At 66.6% G+C, this 23,907-nt stretch carries 15 protein-coding genes; 11 read left to right on the top strand and 4 right to left on the bottom strand.

Annotation, left to right across the window (positions count from 1 at the left end; all coding sequences use genetic code 11):
* Positions 1 to 9: 9 nt before the first annotated feature.
* The gene (locus tag LN450_RS07625; RefSeq protein WP_011346116.1) at positions 10 to 2,118 is read right to left on the bottom strand and encodes a phosphoglycerol transferase I; all 2,109 of its coding nucleotides are present in this window, start codon (positions 2,116 to 2,118) and stop codon (positions 10 to 12) included.
* A gap of 87 nt (positions 2,119 to 2,205) precedes the next feature.
* Here LN450_RS07625 and LN450_RS07620 point away from each other — a divergent pair, with 87 nt between their 5' ends.
* Complete coding sequence (locus LN450_RS07620) at positions 2,206 to 2,634, top strand: hypothetical protein (RefSeq protein WP_228729367.1); 429 nt, start codon at positions 2,206 to 2,208, stop codon at positions 2,632 to 2,634.
* 174 nt (positions 2,635 to 2,808) lie between these two features.
* On the opposite strand, the gene LN450_RS07615 is transcribed toward LN450_RS07620, so the two are convergent.
* Positions 2,809 to 4,710 (bottom strand): ABC1 kinase family protein, encoded by a 1,902-nt coding sequence (locus LN450_RS07615; RefSeq protein ID WP_011346118.1) that lies wholly within the window; start codon positions 4,708 to 4,710, stop codon positions 2,809 to 2,811.
* Positions 4,711 to 4,769: 59 nt separating this feature from the next.
* Between LN450_RS07615 and LN450_RS07610 the strand changes: the two genes are divergently transcribed.
* Complete coding sequence (locus LN450_RS07610) at positions 4,770 to 5,711, top strand: DUF808 domain-containing protein (RefSeq protein ID WP_011346119.1); 942 nt, start codon at positions 4,770 to 4,772, stop codon at positions 5,709 to 5,711.
* A gap of 86 nt (positions 5,712 to 5,797) precedes the next feature.
* Here LN450_RS07610 and LN450_RS07605 read toward each other — a convergent pair whose 3' ends face one another.
* Positions 5,798 to 7,426, bottom strand: a complete 1,629-nt coding sequence (locus tag LN450_RS07605) for a GGDEF domain-containing protein (protein WP_014089156.1) — start codon at positions 7,424 to 7,426, stop codon at positions 5,798 to 5,800.
* A 486-nt stretch (positions 7,427 to 7,912) separates the two neighbouring features.
* On the opposite strand from LN450_RS07605, the gene glgA reads away from it, so the two are divergent.
* From glgA to LN450_RS07565, 8 genes are all read left to right on the top strand, one after another.
* Positions 7,913 to 9,496: a glycogen synthase GlgA gene (glgA, locus tag LN450_RS07600; protein ID WP_011346121.1), complete on the top strand. Its 1,584-nt coding sequence runs from the start codon at positions 7,913 to 7,915 to the stop codon at positions 9,494 to 9,496.
* The gene (locus LN450_RS07595) at positions 9,493 to 11,724 is read left to right on the top strand and encodes a 1,4-alpha-glucan branching enzyme (RefSeq protein WP_011346122.1); all 2,232 of its coding nucleotides are present in this window, start codon (positions 9,493 to 9,495) and stop codon (positions 11,722 to 11,724) included. Before glgA ends, LN450_RS07595 begins: the two co-directional genes overlap by 4 nt.
* A 2-nt stretch (positions 11,725 to 11,726) precedes the next feature.
* Positions 11,727 to 13,484: a malto-oligosyltrehalose trehalohydrolase gene (gene treZ, locus LN450_RS07590; RefSeq protein WP_011346123.1), complete on the top strand. Its 1,758-nt coding sequence runs from the start codon at positions 11,727 to 11,729 to the stop codon at positions 13,482 to 13,484.
* Positions 13,481 to 15,430 (top strand): 4-alpha-glucanotransferase, encoded by a 1,950-nt coding sequence (locus tag LN450_RS07585; RefSeq protein WP_011346124.1) that lies wholly within the window; start codon positions 13,481 to 13,483, stop codon positions 15,428 to 15,430. The genes treZ and LN450_RS07585 overlap by 4 nt, the downstream gene beginning before the upstream one ends.
* Positions 15,427 to 18,036 (top strand): malto-oligosyltrehalose synthase, encoded by a 2,610-nt coding sequence (gene treY, locus LN450_RS07580; RefSeq protein WP_011346125.1) that lies wholly within the window; start codon positions 15,427 to 15,429, stop codon positions 18,034 to 18,036. The genes LN450_RS07585 and treY overlap by 4 nt, the downstream gene beginning before the upstream one ends.
* A gap of 21 nt (positions 18,037 to 18,057) precedes the next feature.
* Positions 18,058 to 18,243, top strand: coding sequence for a DUF2934 domain-containing protein (locus LN450_RS07575; RefSeq protein WP_008575499.1), 186 nt, complete (start codon positions 18,058 to 18,060; stop codon positions 18,241 to 18,243).
* Between the two features lie 117 nt (positions 18,244 to 18,360).
* Positions 18,361 to 20,523, top strand: a complete 2,163-nt coding sequence (gene glgX / locus LN450_RS07570) for a glycogen debranching protein GlgX (protein WP_008575501.1) — start codon at positions 18,361 to 18,363, stop codon at positions 20,521 to 20,523.
* A 16-nt stretch (positions 20,524 to 20,539) separates the two neighbouring features.
* On the top strand, positions 20,540 to 21,172 hold the full coding sequence (locus LN450_RS07565) for an NAD(P)H-binding protein (protein WP_011346126.1): 633 nt from the start codon (positions 20,540 to 20,542) through the stop codon (positions 21,170 to 21,172).
* Between the two features lie 170 nt (positions 21,173 to 21,342).
* Here the strand turns inward: LN450_RS07565 and LN450_RS07560 are convergent, their stop codons facing one another.
* Positions 21,343 to 22,101 (bottom strand): SDR family NAD(P)-dependent oxidoreductase, encoded by a 759-nt coding sequence (locus LN450_RS07560; RefSeq protein ID WP_011346127.1) that lies wholly within the window; start codon positions 22,099 to 22,101, stop codon positions 21,343 to 21,345.
* Between the two features lie 376 nt (positions 22,102 to 22,477).
* On the opposite strand from LN450_RS07560, the gene LN450_RS07555 reads away from it, so the two are divergent.
* Positions 22,478 to 23,887, top strand: coding sequence for an FAD/NAD(P)-binding protein (locus LN450_RS07555; protein ID WP_011346129.1), 1,410 nt, complete (start codon positions 22,478 to 22,480; stop codon positions 23,885 to 23,887).
* Positions 23,888 to 23,907: the final 20 nt, after the last annotated feature.

The raw sequence follows: 23,907 nt of genomic DNA, 5'->3' as shown, positions 1-23,907 counted from the left end.
GTCGGCACATCAGGAGCGATCCGCCACCGGGATGTCCTTGACCAAGGCCAGGTCGTCCACGCTGACGTCTTCGGTGTAATCAAGCCAGGCACGAATCTCCAGGTCTTCCACCGCATGTTCCAGGCCCACCGGCATGCGGATGCGCCCGGCGGCGTCGGGCACGACCCATTGCTGTGCCAGCACGACCTTACGTTCGGAGGACACCGCTTCCACCCAGAACGCGCGCGTGGGCCGGCGCTTAGCGTATAGCTCGAGCATGTAGCGGCCGGCATCGGTCTTGCGCGCAGCCTGGGTGAGCATGATCGGCTGACGCACGCGCGGACGCGGGCCCTGCTGGGTGGCTTCCAGCGGCGCGTCGACGGCGATGCCGCGGGTGAGGTCCGGGTCGCGATACAGCTTCATGCTCTGGTGGCGGTCCACCACCAGCGCACACCAGTGGCCATCGGCCGAGCCGTCTTCGAATGCCGTGCAGCGGTCCACATAGGCCAGCGTGCCCTTGGAATGCGTGCGGTCGAACTGACGCGAAGTGTTTTCCAGGTACACCGTTTTCAGGTTGGTGTCTTTGTCGTATTCCAGCAGCACCGGTGGGCGCACCTGTTGCACGCCGACCACCACATCGCCATTGCCATTGATGCGCAGCATGCGCGTACTGCGCCCGGTCCACAGCGTGCGCGCGTAGGCCAGGTAGCGCGGATAGTCCTTGCCGCTGTCGCGGCTGGCGGCCACGCTGGCACTGGGCGGGGCATCGCGGGCCAGCAACGAGCGGCCAAAGCCCAGCGTGCGCATGCCTGGTTCCAGCAACTGCAGCAGCGTTGCGCCCGAATCGAGCGTGCTACCTGCGCGCGTGAGGACCTGTTGTGGCGCGATGTCCTTGCCCAGGAACAACAGCAGGTTCTCGCGTTTCTGCTTGGCCAGCACGTCGCTCAGGTCGTTGGGCATGGCCAGATGATCGGAGGCGATGACGATGATGGTGTTTTTGCCATACCGGCTGTTGCGGATGCGTGCGACGAGTTCGCCGATCAAACGGTCGCTGCATTTGATTGCATGCAGCAGACCGATATCGCCCAGTGCGCTGTCGTACTGCTGGCCCTTGCACGCCAGTGGCAGGTGGCCGGCCGGATGGTGGGTGTCCATGGTCAGCGTGGTCAGCATGAAGGGTTGGCCGGCACGCGACAGCGTCTGGAAGGTATCCCAGGCGTCGTCCAGCAGGACATCGTCGTGCACGCCCCATGCAGAAAAATGCTTTGGCGCGACACCCTGGTCGTGGAAATGGTGCACGTCATGCACCACGTCGAAGCCATGACTGGACAGGAAACGGCCCTTGCCGGCGAAGCTGGCATCGGCACCGCCCACGTAATGATTGCGGTAGCCCTGATCCTTGAGGTAATCGCCCAGGCAGCGCGCTTCGGGCAGGAACATGCCCATGCGGTCCATGCTGTTCTCGTCGCCCGGCGCGGTGGTGAGCGGCACGCCGCACATCGAGGCGACCATGCCGGCGATGGTCCAGCCGCTGCCTTCGGTGGAGGCGAGATTGCGTACGTCCACTGCTTCGGTCGCAAGCGCGCGCAAATTGGGCATCAGGCCCGGAAACACCTGTTCGTCGAAGTAGGTGCGCTCCAGGCTTTCGCCATAGATCCAGACGATGTTCTTGCGCTTGTGCAGCGGTTGCTGCGGCACTTGGTATTCCGGCACCACGGTGGCGTAATCGACCGGGCGCAGCTGGTAGTACAGGCGCTTGCCATCGCGATACAGCGGGCTTGCGGCGATGCCGACCAGCAACATGCCCACAAAGCCTGCGAACACGGCGCCGCCACCACGCGGACGCTGGAAGCGGCGTACCCGCACCAGCAACAGCGGGCTCAGCGAGAGCAACAGCATGCCGACGAAAACCGCGATATAGCCGGAAAAGTCGCTGACGCCGGCGCCATCCATGTCGGCGCGCAGGTGATACAGCGTGGCTGCATTGATACCGTCGCCGCTGAGCCGGTCGACCAATCCCCAGACGCTGAGCAGCAGCAGAAAGAGCGACAACAGGCCAGCCTTGAGCCATGCCAGACGCGGAGAGGCGACCAACAGCCACAGCAATAGCAACAACGAAACCAACAACATCCAATGCATGCGCAGCGTCCGTGGGGGAATGGTGCGAGCGCGTACCGGACGCCTTGCTCGCCATGTCCTGTGCGCCACCTGCAATGTGACACCCGGATGACGGACTATGCCGCGCCGAAGCTGACTGAAATGTTTGTTGCAGACAGATCCGGCATGACCTCCGGCCCAGCATCGCCGGACAGCGGCGACACATCTGTGCGCACCAACCAGCGCGAAGATGCTGAAGCGCAGGTGGCGTCAGATGCCTTGCGCCCACGCGTGATAGTGGTTGTGCTCGCTGCAGCGCTGCTGCACGCAGCGAGCAGGGGTGGGGACACCGTGGTGTGCGCAGGACGCCTGCAATCCGCTGCATCGAGCACGATGCAAGACGCACGAACGGAACCGGCGCTTTTCTTGCACCGTTCCCTGCGTGTCGCGCACGCATTCAACGCGGAGATCACAGGCGCTACGCCTGACGCGCAATCGCTCACACCTGCCTGCGCGGTTGAACGGACTGTCGACACGATAAGAAACAGTCGTTACTGAACGTGGACAGCGCGCAGCAACCGTCGCTTACACGTCACATGCCGGTTCCGGCCGCGCCCGCCGGGTGCGCGCGGTCTTGTCAGGGGCACTTGTTCGCAGGCTGGTGACTGACGCAAATCCAATGCCTGCCCGCAGGGCACCAAGGCGCCCACCTGCGGCAACCAGCCCTAACGGCTAGCGGTGCCCACGCTCTTCGCGCGCTCGCACGCGGCGGTCGAACAGCAGCGCACTGACCACGATGCCCAGCCCCAGCACGACCCCGAGCAGGAACAGCACCATCGCAATAGCCGGGTAGCCCCATAGCTTCAAGCCGGTTTCGATGCGCATCATCTGCGCCGACGCCATGATCAGCGCAGCTGTGACGATGCCCGCCGCCACGCGGTTGGCGATTTTCTGCAGGCTTTCCATCAGGTGCGATTCCTCCAGCCCGGTGACGCGCATCTGCAGGCGGTTTTCCGCAGCCAGCGACAGGATCTCGGACATGCGGCGCGGTCCTTCGCGCACCAGGTGCTGCAGTTCCATCGCCTCGCTGGCCAGGTTGGCCGCGGACAGGGACTTCTTCAGGCGCGCGCGCATCACGTGCTGCAGATGGCGCTCGACGATGCGGCGCGTATCCAGCGTGGGCGACAACGCGCGGCACACGCCTTCCAGATTCAGCAAGGTCTTGCCGAGCAGGCTCAACTCCGGCGGCGTCCGCAAGCCGGTCGAGGTGGCGATGCGCACCAGATCCAGCACCACCCGGCCTTCGGAGGTGGCATCGTGCGCTGCGTAGCGCGCGATCATCTGCCCGGTTTCGCGCTGGTAGCGTTCTTCGTCGTAATCCTCCAGCCGCGTGCTCAGCGCAATGGTCTCTTCGGCCACTTCCTCGCCGCGCCCATCGACCGCGGCAAACAGCAACTTGAGCAGGCGCTCGCGCAGGCGCGGCGGCACATGCGCCACCATGCCCAGGTCGAAGATGGCCAGACGCCCGTCCTGCAGCACCCGCAAATTACCCGGATGCGGGTCGGCATGGATTTCGCCATGCACGAACATCTGGTCCAGATACCCCTTGACCAGTTCCGCGGCCAGCTCGTCCATCGGCTGTTCGGTGCGGCGAAGACCGGAGATCTTGTCCACGCGCACGCCTTCGGCCAGCTGCATGGTCAGCACCTTGCGGCTGCTCAGGTCCCACACCGGTTGCGGCACCCACAGCAAGGGGAACGGCTTGAGGTGCTTGCCGAAGCGCGCCAGGGTTTCGGCTTCGTCTTCGTAGTTGAGCTCGGCGCGCAGGGTCTTGCCGAATTCGCCCAGCCAGTCGGCAAAGCGCACACGCCGGCCAATGCCGGTGAGACGGTCGGCGGCAGTGGCGAAGCTCTTGAGCACGTCCAGATCCGAACGCACCTGCGCGGCCACTTCGGGCTTCTGCACCTTGATCGCCACCGGCGTGCCGTCGCGCAGCGCAGCGCGGTGCACCTGCGCCAGCGAGGCGCAGCCCAACGGGACCGGGTCGAAGAACGAGAACGCCTTGTTGACCGAGACCCCGAGCTCTTCCTCGATGATCTGGCGGATGCGCTCCACCGGCACCGAGCTGGTGTTCTCCTGCATGCGCTCCAGCGCTGTGGCAAATTCCGGCGGCACGATGTCCGGCCGGGTCGACAGCATCTGGCCCAGTTTGACGAAGGTGGGTCCGAGCGATTCCAGGTCGGAGACGAACTGGTCCGGGGTGCCTTCTGCAGGCACTTCGTATTCGTTGATGGCCGCCGGGTCCAGGTTCATGCCAGCGAACACGCCCGAGCCGCGATAGCGCAACAGCAAGCGCAGGATCTGCGTGCGCCGGCTCATGCCGCCAATCACGGCATGATCAGCCGGGCTTGCAGCCGGGGCGCGGTGCGGGTCGTTGTGACTCAAGGCCATCTCTGGGGCATCATGCAGGCGGCGAGTGTGGCCAGCGACGGGTCGTCGCGTGGTGAATCCGCGCGCTTGCGCACACCGCAGGCAAACCTGCCCAGGGCAGGCACGAACGGCCGCAAGCGCAGGCGCAGCGGTGCCTGCATCGCCCTGCCAACAGCATGCAACGACCGCGCAATGGCGGCTCATCACCCCACGCGGGTGCGGGATCGGCGAGAATTCGCGACCAACCCAGAAGGACCTTGCGCATGGCCGGTGCCAGCCTGTTCACCCTGCTCGACGACATCGCCACGCTGCTGGACGACGTTTCCATCCTGACCAAGGTGGCGGCCAAGAAGACCGCAGGCGTGCTGGGCGACGATCTGGCGCTCAATGCGCAGCAGGTCACCGGCGTCACTGCCGACCGCGAACTGCCGGTGGTGTGGGCGGTGGCCAAGGGCTCGCTGGTCAACAAGATGATCCTGGTGCCGGCAGCATTGGCGATCAGCGCGTTGGAAGCGTGGCTGCGCGGGCGCGGCTACAACGTGCCGTTGGTGATGCCGCTGATGATGATCGGCGGCGCCTACCTGTGCTTCGAGGGCGTGGAAAAGCTGGCGCACAAGTTCCTGCACAACGATGAGCAAGAAGCGCAGCGGCATGCCGAACGTACCCGCGCGCTGGCCGACCAGAACGTGGACGTGGTGGCGCTGGAAAAGGACAAGGTGAAGGGCGCGATCCGCACCGATTTCATCCTCTCGGCAGAGATCATCGTGCTTACTCTTGGCTCTGTCACCAGTGCGCCTTTTGCACAACAAGTTCTAACTGTGATCGCGATTGCGCTAGTTATGACTATTGGTGTTTATGGCTTGGTTGCCGCAATCGTGAAATTGGACGACTTGGGCCTTTACCTAAGCAAGAAGGGTACTGCCTTGGCCGCGTTCGGGCGCGGCATCCTTTTTGGCGCACCCTGGCTGATGAAATTTCTGTCGGTAGCTGGAACCGTCGCCATGTTTCTGGTCGGTGGTCACATCTTAGTGAAGGACACACCAATCCTTCATCATTCAGTGACGGATCTGGCCGAGTCGTCCGGCAGCATGGGCTGGCTGGTCGAGGCGCTGGGCAACATGCTGGTGGGCGTGGTCGCCGGTGCGCTCGTGCTGGGCGCGGTGATGCTGTTTCAGAAGCTGCGCGGAGCCAAGCCCGCGCATTGATGCACGGCGCGCCGCCAGACCAGCCAGCACGGTACACACCGCTTAGCGATCGCCCGGATGCACCGGGCGTTCGCCGACGATCGCCGCTAATCGGCGTTGATCACCCGGTTCTTGCCGGCCGCCTTGGCGTCGTACATGGCGCGGTCGGCGCGGCGGATGACCTCGTCCTGGGTCTCGTCGGTCCCGCGTAGCGCCACGCCGGCGCTGAAGCTGATGAACACGCGCACGTCGTCATGCAGCAGCGAGCGCTGCGACAGTGCGCGTTGCAGGCGGATCACCGCCGCGCTGGCTTCGAAGATGGTCGAGTCCGGCAGCAGCAGCACGAATTCCTCGCCGCCGAAGCGGGCGATGGCATCGGTGGTGCGCAGCACCGCCTTGGCCACCTCCACCGTGTGGCGCAGCGCGGCGTCGCCACCGGCATGGCCGTGGGTCTCGTTGAGGCGGCGGAAATCGTCCAGGTCCAGCATCGCCACGCACAGGGGCTGGCCACTGCGCTGGGTGCGCACGGCTTCACGCTGGAACAGTTCTTCGAAGCCGCGCCGGTTGAGCGCGCCGGTCAGTTGGTCTTCGCGCACCAAACCGGCGACGTCCTTGAGCTCCTGTTCGAGCAAGGCGATGCGCTGTTCGGAATCTTCCACCTGCCGGCGTGCCGCGAGCAGTTCGTCGCGCGCTGCCAGGGCCTGTGCCTGCACGCCGGCGGTGTCCTGCAGCAGGTCCTGCAGCAGCCGGTTGAGGTCGGGGATGCCGCGCGCCTCGCCGATCGCCTGCGAATAGCCGGCAACGCGGTCGTGGTATTGCCCGGTGCTGGTGGCCATGCCGTCCAGCCGGTCGACGAAGGACACCATCATTTCGCGCATGGCGGTCTTGGACTCGGCGATGCCCTGCTTGAGCAGACCCTGCTTGTAGGTCACCTCGCGCAGGGTGCCGCGTGCCTGTTCGATGGAACTGACATCCAGCGGGCCGGAAATCAGTTGCCGCACCACCGAGATCTGGCCCTGCAACCAGCTGCGATCGTCCAGGAGTTCGCCGACGTTCTCCAGCAATAGGTCGAACAGGCCCAGTAACAGGTTCTGTTGTTCGCTGGCATCTTCGGCGCGCAGGCCGATCTGGTGGCTGAGTTCGCGCAGGCGTTGTTCCAGCGTGATCAGCTCGTGTCCGGGGCGCCAGTGGCGCAGCGCCGATGCCAGCGTTTGCGCCTCTTCGGCCAGCTCCGGGCTGCGTTGCAACAGCGTGGCCAGGGCATTGCCCAGCGCGTGGCGCAGCAGATCGCGCAGCTGCTCGGCTTCCGTGCGGCCTTCGGCCAGCGAATCGCCGATATCGATGGTGCGGATGTATTTGTCGATGAGCTGGCGCAAGGCACGGCCATAGCCGGGCCAATCGCCGGCCGCGTACGCCGCGCTCAGGCGCACGCCCATGTCGCCGAGCTCGCCATGCAGGCTGGCGATGCCTTCGGCGAACGCGAGCAGCAGCGCTTCGGGATGCGCGGCATGCGAGAACAGCCGTATCAGCAATGCAGTGGCAGCGGCCGGATCGTGCGCGCCGGACTTGGCCTTGGCCGGCACCAGCTGGTGCGCGGCCAGGCCATGACCGCTGCGCTCGCCATTGATCACCGTCGGCAGGGCAGCGGCAGGGCGCGCGGTGTCCGTGCCGCCCCAGGGCAACAGGCGGCGCAGCCCGCCACGGGGGCGGCTTGGGTGTTCGGGCTGGTCTGCCATGCGCCAGGGTCTCGAGAGGTCTTGTGCTAACGCTCGATATCGGCCCATGGAGGGGGGCGCTTGAGCAAGCCGGGCCGTAGCGCGCGGCAACGGCATGCAGGCCGGGCGCGAAGCATGGTCGCCAGGCGCGAAGCAAGGCATCGATGAACCGGTTACCCGGATGAGGGCGAACGCAGCCGGAAGTTCCCGCATTCGGTGCATGTACGGCCAACGCACCGAGACGGGGATGTCATCGCACTGCAATGTGGCGCTTATGCCTTGAGCGTGCGCAACTGCGCGTAAAGGAATGTGGGCTGTCGCAGAAAAGTCAGCACGTGTTCACGCATATTTTATTTGGTCGGGGTGTAGATTCCTCTGCAAGGGCGACGTGGAGTACGCGCGTTGCCCACGCTCCTCACTCGTAGCAAGTCGTCTGGCTGAATCGGCAGACGGCGGTTTTCGCTTCGCCGTTTTTCCGTCTCCACCCACATTACGACGGATGTTTCGATGGTTGCCATGATGCCGCTTCACGCTACTACCGCACGCTTAGAGCGCAGTACGCTGCTCCCGACTCTGAAGAAGAGTGGGCGCCCGCGCGATGCGCGTGGCCGCTTCATCCGTCACCACGAGCGCTTGCCGGTCTCGTTGGCAGACACGCGCGGTGCCTTGTTCGTGGCGTCGGAAATGGCGGACTTCATCAAGGCCGGCGGGTTGGGCGATGTGGCGGCCGCGTTGCCGCGCGCGCTGCGCCACCGCTACGACGTACGTGTGCTGATCCCTGGCTACCGCGCCGTGCTCGAGCGTGCGGGCAAGGTGGAGATCGTGGGCCGCGTGTTGGCGCATGCCGCGCTGCCGGCCTGCGACATCGGCCGCATCGTGCAATCGGACGGGCTACCGATCTACATCCTGCTGTCCAAGGAGTTGTTCGAACGCGACGGCTCGCCCTATGTGAGCACCAGCGGTTCGGAATTCGAGGACAACGCAATCCGCTTTGCCACCTTGTCGCATGCCGCCGCGCAGATTGCGGCCGGCCACGCCGGCCTGGGCTGGAAACCGCGTCTGCTGCATCTCAACGACTGGCCCTGCGCGCTGGCGGCCGGCTATGTGCGCTGGTCCGGCGGCACCACGCCGTGCCTGCTGACCATCCATAACCTGGCCTACCAGGGCCTGGTGCCGTATTCGATGGCTGCCGCGCTGGGCATCCCCGCCGAGCGGGTGGCCGAGCTGGAGTTCTATGGGCAGATGTCGTTCCTGCGCGGCGGCATCGTCAATGCCGACCACGTCAACACGGTCAGCGTCAGCTACGCCAAGCAGATCACCGGCCCGGCACAGGGCTGCGGCCTGGACCGGCTGTTGGCCGGTCGCGCTGCCAAGGGCGCGCTCACCGGCATCGTCAACGGCATCGACGCCAGCTGGGATCCGCGCACCGATGAATACCTGGATTCGCACTTCAGCGTGAACCAGTGGCAGGGCCGGCAGGCCAATGCAGCGCAGGTGCGCAAGGCATTCGGGCTGCGCGAGAGCACCGGCCCGCTGTTTGCGGTGGTGTCGCGGCTGGTGCATCAGAAGGGCCTGGACCTGATTTGCGAGGTGGCCCCGCAGATCGTGGCCGCTGGCGGCCAGATCGCGGTGATCGGCGGCGGCGAGCCGGAGATCGAACGGCAGGTGGCCGAGCTGACCAGGCGCTATCCCGGTCAGGTGGGCGCCTTCATCGGCTTCGAGGAAGGCCTGGCGCGGCGCATGTTCGCCGGTGCCGACTTCCTGCTGATGCCCTCGCGCTTCGAGCCCTGCGGCCTGAGCCAGATGTATGCGCAGCGCTTCGGCTGCCTGCCAATCGCGCATGCGACCGGCGGGCTGATCGACACCGTGGACGATGGCGTGACCGGCTTCCTGTTCCAGCACGCCAGCGTCGAAGCGCTGCGCCGCTGCCTGGAGCGCGCCTTCCGCACATTCCGCCTGCCCAGCCTGCTGTCTGCGATGCGGCGCGCGGCCATGTTGCGTCCCAGCGGTTGGGACGTGGCAGGCAAGAAATACCTCTCGCTCTACGAACACACCGCCGCAACCGCGCCCGCGCTCGCGACGGTGTCATGAGCGAACGGCAGGGCGGGCAGGAGCAGCGCACGGAAGCAGACGGCATGACCACGGAAGGGATCTCGGAAACGTCGCAGACCCTGCAAGCCCTGGCCAACGGCTTGCCGGCCGATGCCTTTGCGGTGCTTGGACCGAAACCGCTGGCCGAGGGCCGCCGTCAGGTGCGCGTGTTGGCACCGGGCGCCGAGGCGATGGGCTTGATCGACCCGCGCGGCAAGCTGCTCGCGCGTATGCAGGCCAGCGCCATCGATGGCGTCTTCGAAGGCATCCTGGCGGCCGATGGGCCGTACCGGCTGCGCATCGTGTGGCCAGACAGGGTGCAGGAGGTCGAAGACCCGTACGCGTTCGCGGCCACGCTGGACGAATCGCTGCTGCTGCAGATCGCTGCCGGCGATGGCCAGGCCGTGCGTCGTGCGCTGGGCGCGCAGCATGTCCACTGTGGCGATGTGCCAGGCGTGCGCTTTGCGGTGTGGGCACCCCATGCCCAACGCGTGGCGGTGGTTGGCGACTTCAACGGCTGGGACGTGCGGCGGCATCCGATGCGGCAGCGCATCGGTGGCTTTTGGGAACTCTTCCTGCCGCGCGTGGAAGCCGGCGCCCGGTACAAATATGCCGTCACCGCAGCCGATGGGCGGGTGCTGCTCAAGGCCGACCCGGTGGCGCGGCAAACCGAATTGCCGCCGGCAACCGCTTCGGTGGTGCCCAGCGCCGCCGCATTCGCCTGGACCGATGCGGCCTGGATGGCCAACCGCGACCCCGGCGCCGTGCCGGCGCCGCTGTCGATCTACGAGGTGCATGCCGCGTCCTGGCGCCGCGACGGACACAACCAGCCGCTGGACTGGCCAACGCTGGCCGAGCAGTTGATTCCTTACGTACAGCAGCTCGGCTTCACGCATATCGAATTGCTGCCGATCACCGAACACCCGTTCGGCGGTTCCTGGGGCTATCAGCCGCTGGGCCTGTATGCGCCCACCGCGAGACATGGCAGCCCGGACGGCTTTGCGCAGTTCGTCGATGCCTGTCACCGCGCCGGTATCGGCGTGATCCTGGATTGGGTCAGCGCGCACTTTCCCGATGACGCGCACGGCCTGGCCCAGTTCGACGGCGCCGCGCTGTACGAGCATGCCGATCCGCGCGAAGGCATGCATCGCGACTGGAATACGCTGATCTACAATTACGGCCGGCCGGAGGTGACCGCTTACCTGCTGGGCAGCGCGCTGGAATGGATCGAGCATTACCACCTCGACGGCCTGCGCGTGGATGCGGTGGCCTCGATGCTGTATCGCGACTACGGCCGCGCCGAAGGCGAGTGGGTGCCCAACGCGCATGGCGGCCGCGAGAATCTGGAGGCGGTCGCGTTCCTGCGCCAGCTCAACCGCGAAATCGCCACCCAGTTCCCCGGCGTGCTCACCATTGCCGAAGAATCGACCGCCTGGCCGGGCGTGACCGCCGCGATCAGCGATGGCGGCCTGGGCTTCACCCACAAATGGAACATGGGCTGGATGCACGACACGCTGGGCTACATGCAGCGCGATCCGGCCGAACGTGCGCAGCACCATAGCCAGCTCACCTTCGGGCTGGTGTACGCCTTCGACGAACGCTTCGTGTTGCCGCTCTCGCACGATGAAGTGGTGCACGGCACCGGTGGCCTGCTCGGGCAGATGCCGGGCGATGACTGGCGCCGCTTCGCCAACCTGCGCGCCTACCTGGCGCTGATGTGGGCGCACCCGGGCGACAAACTGCTGTTCATGGGCGCCGAGTTCGGCCAATGGGCCGACTGGAATCACGACCAGTCGCTGGACTGGCATCTGCTGGACGGCGCGCGCCATCGTGGCATGCAGCAACTGGTGGGCGATCTCAACGCCGCACTGCGCCGCACGCCGGCGCTGTATCGCGGCAGCCATCGCGCCGACGGCTTCGACTGGAGCGTGGCCGACGATGCGCGCAACAGCGTGCTGGCGTTCGTCCGCCACGATCCTGCCGGCGGCGCACCGTTGCTGGCAGTGAGCAACCTGACCCCGCAACCGCATCACGACTATCACGTGGGGGTGCCGCGTGCCGGCCTCTGGCGCGAGATCCTCAACACCGACAGTGCCCATTACGGCGGCAGCAACCTCGGTAACAGCGGTCGCCTGGCGACCGAGCCGGTGGGCATGCATGGGCATGCGCAACGTCTGCGCCTGACCCTACCGCCGCTGGCCACGATCTATCTGCAAGCGGAGAAATAACGATGAACCAGCGCAATGCAATCACACCGTCCTGGGGCGCCTGGCCGGCGGGTGAAGGACAGGTGCGCTTTGCGCTCTGGGCTCCAGCAGCCAAGAGCGTGGACGTGGTCTTCGACGACAGCGCGCGCTGCGCGCTGCAGGCGGGACAGGACGGTTTTTTCAGCGCCGTCATCGACTGCGCTGCCAATGCGCGTTACCGCTACAGCGTCGACGGCGCTGAGCCGGTCCCGGACCCGGCCTCGCGCTGGCAGCCCGAAGGCGTGCACGGCCCCAGCGCGGTACAGCCGACCGACGGCTATGCCTGGCAAAACGCCCAATGGCAGGGACGGCCGTGGGACGAGGCAGTGATCTACGAAGTGCATGTCGGCACCTGCGGCGGCTATGCCGGTGTGCAGGCGCAACTGCCGCAGCTGGCGGCGATGGGCATCACCACCATCGAACTGATGCCGTTGAGCGCGTTTCCCGGCGCGCACAACTGGGGCTACGACGGCGTGCTGCCGTATGCACCGGTGGAGGCGTATGGCACACCGGACGAACTGAAGGCGCTGATCGATGCCGCGCACGGGCATGGCCTGATGGTGTTGCTGGATGTGGTCTACAACCACTTCGGCCCGGACGGCAATTACCTGCACAGCTATGCCGCGCCGTTCTTCAACGAGGACAAGCCCACCCCGTGGGGCGCAGCGATCGATTTCCGCAAGCCGCCGGTGCAGCGGTATTTTCTCGACAACGCGCTGATGTGGCTGCACGAATACGGTTTCGACGGCCTGCGCCTGGATGCGGTGCATGCGATATCGCCCAACGCGTTCCTGGATACCTTGCGCGAGACCGTCGAGGCCAGCCTGCCGGCCGGGCGGCATGTGCATCTGGTGCTGGAAAATGAGGCCAATCAGGCCTCGCAACTGCAGCGTGGCTATACCGCGCAGTGGGATGACGACTTCCATAACGCGCTGCATGTGCTGCTCACTGGCGAAGAGGAAGGCTATTACGCCGCGTTCGCCGACAAGCCGACCGAGCACCTGGCGCGCGTGCTGGGCGAAGGGTTCGCCTATCAGGGCGAGCCGGACCCGCGCGGGCATGTGCGGGGCGAACCCAGTGGCGCCTTGCCGCCGCACAAATTCGTGGTGTTTGCGCAGAATCACGACCAGATCGGCAACCGCGCCCGCGGCGAGCGGCTGAGCGTGCTGGTGTCGCCGCAACGCTTGCGCGCGGCCTTGGCGCTGACCGCATTGACGCCGATGATTCCGCTGTTTTTCATGGGCGAACCGTGGGGCGCCAAGCAACCGTTCCTGTTCTTCACCGACTTCGGCCCACCGTTGGACGATGCGGTGCGCGAAGGCCGCCGCAAGGAGTTCGCGCACTTCGCCGCATTTGCCGATGAAGCCCAGCGCGCCACCATTCCCGATCCGAACAGCCATACCACGTTCGCGGCATCGCGTGCGCCGATCGCTGACGCCGCGCATGGCGACGGCGCGCAGTGGGCAAGCTGGTTCACGGCGCTGCTGGACGTGCGTCGTCGCTGGCTGGTGCCAGGCCTGGCGCAAGCGCGCGCCGTGCGTGCCAGCGTGCTTGCCGATGGCGCGGTGGCCGCCACCTGGGAGCTGCCGGGCGGGCTGTGGCATATCGCCTTCAATGTCGGCACCCAGCCGGTGCCGTTGCCGCCGCTGCGCGGACGCGTGGCGCATGTCGAAAACGTGGCTGCCGATGCGCGGGAACTACCGGTCGATGGCTTCATCGCCTGGCACGAGGCGCAGGCATGAGTACGCGCGATCCGGGCGGGGATGATCTCAACACCCTGGCCGCCGCGGCCGGGGTGATGGTGGATTGGGTGGATGCCAGCGACCAGCCGCGGCAGGTCTCCGAGCAATCGGTGCATGCGGTGCTCAGCGCGCTGGAATTTCCGGCCGCCACCGCGGCGCAGCGCGCCGACAGCCTGCGCCGCTGCCAGGCGCAGGCCGACGAGCCGGCGCCGCTGCTGACGGTGCAGGTGGGTCAGCCGCTGCCGTTGCGCGTGGCGGCACACGCCAGTGGCCGCTGGAGCGACGACAGCGGCGCCAGCGAAGACGTGCGTGCCGATGCGCAAGGGCGCCTGCGCGCGCCGCAGCGTTTCGGTTACTGGACGCTGCAGATCGGCGCGATTACCCAGCAGGTGGCCGTGGCGCCGCCACGTTGCTTCAGTGTGGCCGATGCCTGTGGCCAGCCATCGCCGCGTGCCTGGGGCATGGCGCTGCAGGTGTATTCGGCACGCAGCCTGGATGACGGCGGTATCGGCGATGCCGCCGGCACGGTGGAATGGTTGCGGCACGCGGCCTTGGCCGGCGCCGACGCCCTGGCATTGAGTCCGGTGCACGCCGCGCGCCCGGTGAGCGGCGGCTACAGCCCGTATTCGCCCAGCGATCGGCGCTTTCTCGATCCCTTGCATGCCGCGCCGGTGCGCATCCTGGGCGAACTGGCGCTGGATGCCATCAACGCGGTGCCCGGCCTGCGCGAACGTTTCGATGGCTTGCATAACGCTGCATTGATCGATTGGCAGGCCTCGGCGCACGCCAAGTGGGAATTGCTGCGCCAGTTGTACACGCGCGTTTCGCCCGATCATGCCGATCTGGTCGCCTTCCGCAACGCAGGCGGCGCGGCGCTGGAGGGCTTTGCACGCTTTGCTGCGCAGGATTTCGGCGACAACGATCCGCAGCTGCATGTGTTCACGCAATGGCTGGCGGCGCGCAGCTGGTCCGATGCGCAGCGCGAGGCGCACGAGCGCGGCATGAAGATCGGTTTGATCGCCGATCTGGCGGTGGGCTTCGACCCCAACGGCGCCGAAGCCGCAGCGGCGGCCGACACCGTATTGCGCGGGCTGGTGCTGGGCGCGCCGCCGGATGCCTTCAATGCCGATGGCCAGCATTGGGGCATCGGGGCGTATTCGCCCACGGCGCTGCGGCGCAGCGGCTACGCGCCGTATATCGCGCTGCTGCGTGCGGTGCTGCGCGACCGCGGCGGCATCCGCATCGACCACATCCTGGGCCTGATGCGGCTATGGGTGGTCCCCGATGGTGCCAGTTCCAATGAAGGTGCGTATCTGGCCTACCCGTTGCACGATCTGCTCAACCTGCTGGCGCTGGAATCGTGGCGGCACCGGGCGATCGTCATCGGCGAGGACCTGGGCGTGGTGCCGCCGGGCATCCGCGAAGAACTCTCGCAGCGTGGAGTGATGGGCATCGACGTGTTGATGTTCACCCGCGACGACGATGGCGCATTCGTCTCGCCGGCGCTGTGGCGGCCGGATGCGATCGCCACCACCACCACGCACGACCTGCCCACGCTCACCGGCTGGCGCACCGGCCGCGATATCGAATGGCGGCGCAAGCTGGAATTGATCCAGCCCGCGCAGGCCAGCGACGATGCCGCCGCGCGCAACAAGGACGTGGCACGGCTGGATGCCGCTGTCGAACTTGCCGGCCTGAGCAGTGCGCGCGACCCGCTGCTGGGCGCGTTGCGCTTCACCGCCACCAATGTCTCGCCGCTGGCCTTGTTGCCGGTGGAAGACGCGCTGGCCCTGGACGAACAACCCAACCTGCCGGGCACCGTCGAAGTGCATCCCAACTGGCGTCGACGCCTGCCCGATCCCTTGCCGCATGCGCGCCTGAATTCGGCGCTGCACGGCTTTGCCGAGGCGCGTCGCGTCGCGGCCGTTTCGGAACCGCATCCATGATCGATCTCCGCGCCACCGCCCGCCTGCAGCTGCATGCCGGCTTCACCCTGCACGATGCGCTCGCGCAGGTGCCGTACTACGCAGGCCTGGGTATCAGTCACCTGTACCTGTCGCCGATCGGCATGGCCGTGCCGGGCTCCGCCCACGGCTACGACAATATCGACCCGACCGTGGTCAATCCCGAACTCGGCGGCGAAGACGCCCTGATGGCGCTCTCGCAGGCCGCGCGCGAACACGGCATGGGTCTGATCGCCGATATCGTGCCCAACCACATGGCCACGCATGCGCAGAACGCGTGGTGGTGGGATGTGCTGCGCAATGGCCGCAGCGCCAGGCACGCCGACTGGTTCGACATCGACTGGCGCGCGCCCGGGCGCGACGGCAAGCTGTGGCTGGCGGTGCTGGATCGCCCGTATGCGACAGCGCTGGCCGAAGGCCTGATCACGCTGGTGATCGAAAACGACGGCAGCGCGGCGTTGGCGCATTACGACCAGCGTTACCCGATTCGTCCGCAGACGCTGGACATCCCCGAGAAAGCCGCACGTGCGCAGTGGCTGCGCGACTACAACGACGGCGCCAAACGCGGCGACGGCCGCCTGCACAAGTTGATCGAACGCCAGCCGTATCGCCTGAACTGGTGGCGCGTGGGCAACGACATGCTCAACTACCGCCGCTTCTTCGATATCACCTCGCTGGTGGCCTTGCGGGTGGAATTGCCGGCGGTGTTCGACGCGGTGCACGCGTTGCCGCTGCGGCTGGTGGCCGAAGGCCATCTGGACGGCTTGCGCATCGACCACGTGGACGGGCTGACCGACCCCACCGGCTATGTGCGCAAGCTGCGCAGCCGGCTGGATGCGGCTGGCCGCACGCGTGGGCTCAAGCCCGGCACGCTGGGCCTGTACCTGGAAAAGATCCTCGCACCGGGCGAGCACCTGCCGGCCGACTGGCCGTGCGATGGCACCACCGGTTACGACTTCATGGACCAGGTGGGCGGGCTGTTGCACGATGCGGCCGGCTTCCGGCCATTGGTCCGTGCCTGGCAGAAGGTGAGCGGGCGCAGCGGCGATTTCGCGCAGGAAGAACGCACCGCCCGCGACGAAATCCTGCGTGGCCCGCTGCAGAGCGAATTCAATCGCGCCGTGGGTGCGTTGTCGGCGTTGGCGCGGCTGGATCCGCCCACGCGCGAGTTCAGCCCGCAGATGCTGGCGCGCGGCTTGTGCGTGCTGCTGCGCTGGTTCCCGGTGTACCGCACCTATGCCGGCGCCAAGGGCGTCACCGGCAGCGAAGCGGAGCGATTGCGCGCGACCGCTGCAAAGGCGCGCGAGGGGATGCCGGAATCGATCGTGGCGGCCGTGGATGCGATCGAGCGGTGGTTGCTCGACGATGCCGGCGCAGACCGTGCGCAGATCGCCTTGCGGCGCATCCTGCGCCGTCGCGTGGAGCAGCTGTCCGCACCGCTCAATGCCAAGTCGGTGGAGGACACCGCGTTCTACCGGCACGGCGTGCTGCTGTCGCGCAACGAGGTCGGCAGCCACCCGACCCATTTCGCCAACGAATCGGCCGAGTTCCACGCGCAGAATCTCGAGCGTGCCAAGCATTACCCGCGCGCGTTGCTGGCCACCGCCACCCACGACCACAAGCGTGGCGAAGACCTGCGCATGCGGCTGGCGGTGTTGTCCGAGCAACCGCGCTGGTGGGTCGAGCAGAGTGCCCAGTTCGATGCGCTGGTCGACGCGCTGGAATCGCCGGCCCTGTCCGGGGGCGACCAGCAGATGCTGTGGCAGACCCTGGTGGCGGCCTGGCCGATCGGCCTGGGCGCCGACCAGACCGAGCCGCTTGCCGGCTACGCCGAGCGCATCGCGCAATGGCTGCTCAAGGCGGTGCGCGAAGCCAAGCTGCACACCAGCTGGACCGACGGCTCGCCGGCCTATGAGCACGCCGTGCAGGCCACCGTGGAGCAGGTGCTGTGCAGCCGCGCCGGGCTGCCGCTGCGGCGCGCGCTGCTGCGCGCAAGCAACTACATCGCCGCCGCCGGCGCGCGCAACAGCCTGGTGCAAACCACCTTGCGCCTGACCGTGCCCGGCGTGCCCGACCTGTACCAGGGGACCGAAGGCTGGGATCTGTCGCTGGTGGATCCGGACAACCGCCGTCCGGTGGATTACGTCCAGCGCCAGCAGTGGCTGCAGCAGGCGCGCGACTTCTCCGGGTTGCTGCGCAGCTGGCGCGATGGCGCGGTCAAGGCGCGCCTGACGGCGCTGTTGCTGCAGTTGCGCCGCGAATTTCCAGCGCTATTTGCGAAGGGCGACTACCAACCCTTGAACGTGGCGGTCGGCGGCGATGCACAGGCGCTGGCATTCCGTCGCCAGTATCGCGGTCAGTCGCTGGTGGTGGCCGTCACGCGGCTGGGCGCCGGCGTCGAAGGCGATGGCGATCTGCCGTTGCTGGTGGCGCCTGCCACCTGGGGTCAGGCGTCGTTGGCATTGGGCGAGGGCACATACCGTAATGTGCTCGATGGCAGCACGCTGCAGTCGCAGCGCGGCCGCGTGGCGCTATCCACGCTGTTTGCACGTGCGCCGGTGGCAGTGTTGTTGTCCCAAGAAAATTGACCCCTGAGAGAAACGTACGCAATGAATGACATGGAACGGCAGGCGCGGCTTGCCCAGTTGGCACGGGAGATTTGGGAGGCGGAGGGCCGCCCGGACGGGCACGCGGACCGCCATTGGGCCATGGCCGAGCGGTTGGTGGAGGCCGAGGAGCGCGCCGCCGAACAGGCCGCCGAATACGCGGCCACCCCGATCGCTGCACGCCAGTAACGGCGCGTCTGGCAGCGTGCATGGGCCGGCCTGCTGCGCGCCGGCCCGTGTGCTGCGGACTGCGCCGCCAGTGCAAAATCGCGCACCGTTTGCGTTCACCGTTCTAAGGAGTCACCGATGGCCACTCGCAAGTTCACCCAGCGCTCGCGCATTCGCGAAGGCCGTCCCAACCCGCTCGGTGCCACCTGGGATGGGTTGGGCGTCAACTTCGCGCTGTATTCGCGCAATGCCACCCGGGTGGAGCTGTGTCTGTTCGACGAACGTGGCCGCGAACAGGAGCGCATTGCGCTCCCCGAATACACCGACGAGGTCTGGCACGGTTATCTGCCCGACGCACGGCCCGGCCAGTTGTATGGCTACCGCGTGCACGGGCCATATGCGCCCGATGCCGGGCACCGCTTCAACCACAACAAATTGCTGCTGGACCCGTACGCCAAGCAGATCGTTGGCGAACTCAAATGGGCGCCGCACCTGTTCGGCTACATCATCGGCCATCGCGACAAGGACCTGAGCTTCGACCGCCGCGACAGCGCCGCGTTCATGCCCAAATCCGCCGTGATCGACCCGGCCTTCACCTGGGGCCAGGACCGCCCGCCGCAGACGCCCTGGAACCGCACGGTGATCTACGAAGCGCACGTGCGCGGGCTGAGCATGCTGCATCCGGCGGTGCCGCCGGAAGAGCGCGGCACCTTTTCGGCGCTGAAGACCGACGAATTGATCGACCACATCAGTTCGCTCGGCGTCACCGCCGTGGAATTGCTGCCGGTGCATGCGTTCGTGGACGATCAATATCTGCTGGAAAAAGGCCTGCGCAATTACTGGGGCTACAACACGCTGGGCTTTTTTGCCCCGCAGGCGCGTTACATGTCCACGCGCACGGTGGCCGAGTTCAAGCAGATGGTGGCGCGCCTGCATCACGCCGGCCTGGAAGTGCTGCTGGACGTGGTCTACAACCACACTGCCGAAGGCAACGAGCTCGGGCCCACGCTCTCGTTCAAGGGCATCGACAACGCCAGCTATTATCGCCTGGCCGACGATCGCCGCTTCTACATCAACGACACCGGCACCGGTAACACCTTCGACCTCACCAATGTCGGCGCGCTGCGCATGGTGATGGATTCGCTGCGTTACTGGGTGCAGGAGATGCACGTGGACGGCTTCCGTTTCGATCTGGCCAGCATCCTGGGCCGCGAACGCTATGGCTTCGATCCGTCCGGCAGTTTCCTGGATGCGGTGCGCCAGGATCCGGTGCTCAGCCAGACCAAGCTGATCGCCGAGCCGTGGGATATCGGCCCCGGCGGTTATCAGGTGGGCAATTTCCCGCCCGGCTGGGTGGAATGGAACGACAAGTTCCGCGACAACGTGCGCGCGTTCTGGCGCGGCGACAGCGGCCAGCTGGCCGAGTTGGCCACGCGCCTCACCGGCTCTGCGGACCTGTTCAATCACAGCGGCCGCCGCCCCACCGCATCGGTCAATTTCGTCACCGCGCATGACGGCTTCACCCTGCGCGATCTGGTCAGCTACGAAACCAAGCACAACCTCGCCAATGGCGAAGACGGCAGGGACGGCAGCGACCACAACATCTCTTCCAACTATGGCGTGGAAGGCGAGACCAACGACCCGGCGATCAAGCAGCTGCGTCGCCAGCAGATGCGCAACCTGCTCGCCACCTTGCTGTTGTCGCAGGGCACGCCGATGCTGCTGGCCGGCGATGAGTTCGGCCACAGCCAGAACGGCAACAACAACGCGTATTGCCAGGACAACGAGTTGACCTGGATCGACTGGACCGCTGCCACCAAGGCTGCCGCCGCCGACCAGGCCGCATTCGTGCGCCGATTGATTCGTATTCGGCAGCGCTACCCGCTGTTGCATCGTGCGCGTTTCTTCGACGGCAAGTTCGACGAAGCGCTGGGTCTGAAGGATCTGACCTGGCTGGCGCCCAACGGCACCGAGATGGATGAAGCCGCCTGGCACGACCCGGAAGCACGCGCATTGATGCTGCGTCTGGATGGCCGCTCGCCGACCACCGGCCTGCGCGAGATTGCCGCCAACGTGACCTTGCTGATGCTGATCAATGCCGCCTCTACCGCGGTGTCGTTTACGCTGCCGGCCATGCATGACGAACATTGGCGCGTGCTGGTGGACACCGCGCGCCACGGCGGCCGTGTGGTGGCCGGTGGCAGCGAATGGAAGGCCCCGGCGCATTCGCTGACGCTATTGGCAGTGGAGCGCGATCGCATCGTCAGCAGTGCGCGGATTGTCTCCGAAGGAGCGCGCTGATGGCGAGGATGGCCTGATGGATGTCTTGTTGGCAGGGGCGACCGGCCTGGTCGGCAGGCACGTGCTGCAGCAATTGCTGGGCGATACGCGCTGCACCGGCGTGGTGGCGATGACGCGGCGGCCGCTGGCGCAGATCCATCCCAAGTTGCGCAATCAGGTGATCGACTTCGAACGGCTCGAGCACTGGACGGCACCGCGCATGGAAGCGGCCATCTGTGCGTTGGGGAGCACGATGAAACAGGCCGGCTCGCGCGATGCGTTCTATCGTATCGACCACGATTACCCGCTTGCCATCGCGCGCGCCGCCTGCGCACAAGGTACCTCGGTGTTCGTGTTGAACTCGCCGGCCGGCGCCAACGCGCAGTCGCGCATCTTCTACAGCCGCGTCAAGGGCGAACTGGAGCGCGATCTGCGCCAGATCGGTTTCCCCTCGCTCACCTTCGTACGCCCCGGCCTGATCGGCGGCGAACGCGAAGAGCGCCGCACCGGCGAGCACATCGGCAGCGTCGTCCTTGGCGCGCTCGGCCCGCTCCTGCCACGTCGTTTTCGCATCAATCCGGCCGAACGGATTGCCGCGGCGATGGTGTCAGCTGCGCTGGCACCGGCACGGGGTGAGCACAGCATCGAGGCGGCGGAGTTGGCTGGCTAACGCGGTCTCGTCGCTTCGGCGTGGGAACATCGGATACAGGCGAAACGCCGCCGTGTCGTCGAGCGTGACTGCGCGCGAGGACGCGTTACCGATGCAGCTGGGTCGCGCGCAGGCACGCTCCTACGAGTCCGCGAGCAGCCGATCGGTATCTCCGTCAGCAGAGATGGTGCTTACACGCCCAGCGACTGCCCGCCATCCACGGCCAACACTTGCCCGGTGATCCAACTCGCCTGTGGCGATGCCAGAAACAACGCGGCATCGGCAACATGCTGCACCTGTCCGAAGCCGCCGAACGGGATGCTGTCGCGGATGCGTGCGTAGAGCTCCGGCTCCTCGCGGCTGCGTTTGTCCCACAGACCACCTGGAAATTCGATTGAGCCAGGCGAGATGGCATTGACGCGGATGCGCTCGCGCGCCAGCTCTGCAGCCAGGGTGGTGGTGTAGTAATCGAGCGCGGCCTTGGCGGTGGAGTAGGCGATCGCGCGCGGGGTGGGGCGTTGCGCATTGATCGAACTGATGTTGAGGATCACCGCAGCCGCGCTGCGGCGCAGATACGGCAACGCGGCGCGGTTGCAGCGCACTGCGGCCATCAGGTCGACATCCAGGCCCGCCTGCCAGCTTGCATCGTCGTTGCCATGGCCAAAGCCGGAGGCGTTGTTGATGACTACGTCCAGACCGCCCAGCGCTTGTGCTGCAGCGTGCACGTAGGCATCGATCTGCGTGGCGTCTGCCAGGTCGCAAGGCAGTGTATGCACCGGGGTGCCATGCGCTGCCAGTGCGTCTGCAGCGTGTGCAAGACCGGCGGCATTGCGTGCGCAGATCGAAACCTGCGCGCCATGACGCACGAAGCCTTCTGCGATCGCCAGGCCAATGCCACGGCTGCCGCCAGCGATCAGCACGCGTTGCGGACGAACTGCGGTGTTTGACATGGCGGCTGCTCGGTTTGGATGGCCGTATTATCCGATAGCCGCGGGCCACGGGGTCGCCACGCGTATCGCAAGTGCGGCACGGACGACGATCGCCCTGCATGTTTGCGCTGCACCGGACCATTGGCCTCAGCCGTTTGCATCGCCAGATTGCGCAGCGCCGCAGAAAACAGCCATGCGCAACGCACGCGGCATCACCACGTACGGTGGCGACCGCTGTCATATCGCTGCCATAGACGATCGGCGCTGCATGCCCCGCCTGCCTCATCACTGCCGGCGATCAGCTCATGCGTTTTTGCTTGCTCGGCGCTAACCAAACGTTTACACATCGGCGGCGCGCTGCGGGCACAACGTGCGGGTCATTCAGCGGGATTTGCACATGGAAACCCATATCACCGTGATCGGCGCCGGCTTCTGCGGCACCGCGCTGGTCCGTGCACTGGCGCAGACGGCCGATGCGCAGGTACGCATCACCCTGGTCGGCGTGGCCGACACCTTTGGCAGCGGGATCGCCTACGGCGCAGCGCGACCAGAGCATCTGCTCAACGTGCGTGCCAAGGACCTGGGTATCGACGCCCAGGCCCCGGGCGCCTTTGCCGACACCCTGCATCTGGGCGAGAGCGGGCGGCTGGAATTCCTGCCGCGGCTGGCGTACGGCGACTATCTGCGCAGCGAACTGGATGCAGCAGTGAGCAGTGCGCAGGCGTCGGTCATGCGGCTGTCGCAGGAAGCGGTGGCGGTGGAGCGCGTGCGCAAGGGGTTTCGTGTGTTTCTGGCCAATGGCGATGCCTTCCAGAGCGATCGCGTGGTGCTGGCGGTCGGCGCACTGCAACCGCAGGCGCTGGCGGGTATCGGCCCGCGCTTGAGCGTGCATCCGCGTTACATCGGGTGGCCGTGGCAGGGCGACGCATTGGCGCGGCTGTCGCCGGACGACGATGTGCTGATCGTCGGTACCGGGTTGACCATGGTGGACGTGGCGCTGACCTTGCACACACGCGGGCATCGCGGCCGCTTGCTGGCGATTTCGCGGCGCGGTCTGGCACCGCAGGCGCATCTGCGCCAGCCCGGCGCGCCATTGGAATTGCCACCGCATCTGCAGCGTGCGCTCAAGGATGCCGACCTGCGCGGCCTGCTGCGTGGAGTGCGTCAGCTCAGTGCGGTGGTCGACGATTGGCGTCGCGTGGTGGATGCGCTGCGCCCGCATCTGCAGCCGCTGTGGCAGCGCCTGGAACTTCCCCAGCGTGCACGCTTTTTGCGGCACCTGCGCCCGTACTGGGAAGTGGCGCGCCATCGCGTGGCGCCCGGTGCGGCCGAACAGCTGGCGCAACTGCAGGCATCGGGCCAGTTGCAGATTGTCTCTGCGCGCTTGCTGCGGGCGCGCTGGGTGCCAGATGGCGTGGAGGCGGTGATCCGCCCGCGTGGTGCTGCCGACGCGCAGACCGGTCATTACGATGCGGTAATTCGCGCTACCGGGCTGGATACCGACATCGATCGCACCAGCGATCCCTTGATCGCCGGCATGCGCGAAGCCGGTCTGTTGCGGGCCGATCCCTTGGGCCTGGGCGTGGACACCGATGCGCAGTTGCGCGTCCGCGACAGCGCCGGGCAGATCGTGCCGGGACTGTATTGCGTCGGGCCGCTCTTGCGGGGGCGTTACTGGGAAATCACCGCCGTGCCCGAGCTGCGCGTGGCCACGCGTGCATTGGCCGACCGCTTGTTGCTGGGCGCAACGCCGGCATTACAGCCCACGCCCGAGCACGTACCGCGCGAGGTCAATGCGCGGTTGTAGATGTGGCAATTGACGAGATC

It is taken from the genome of Xanthomonas euvesicatoria pv. euvesicatoria, assembly GCF_020880415.1.
Classification (GTDB): Bacteria; Pseudomonadota; Gammaproteobacteria; order Xanthomonadales; family Xanthomonadaceae; genus Xanthomonas; species Xanthomonas euvesicatoria.
Note: the sequence above shows the minus strand (reverse complement) of the source record. Positions and strands in the feature narration are given on the sequence as shown.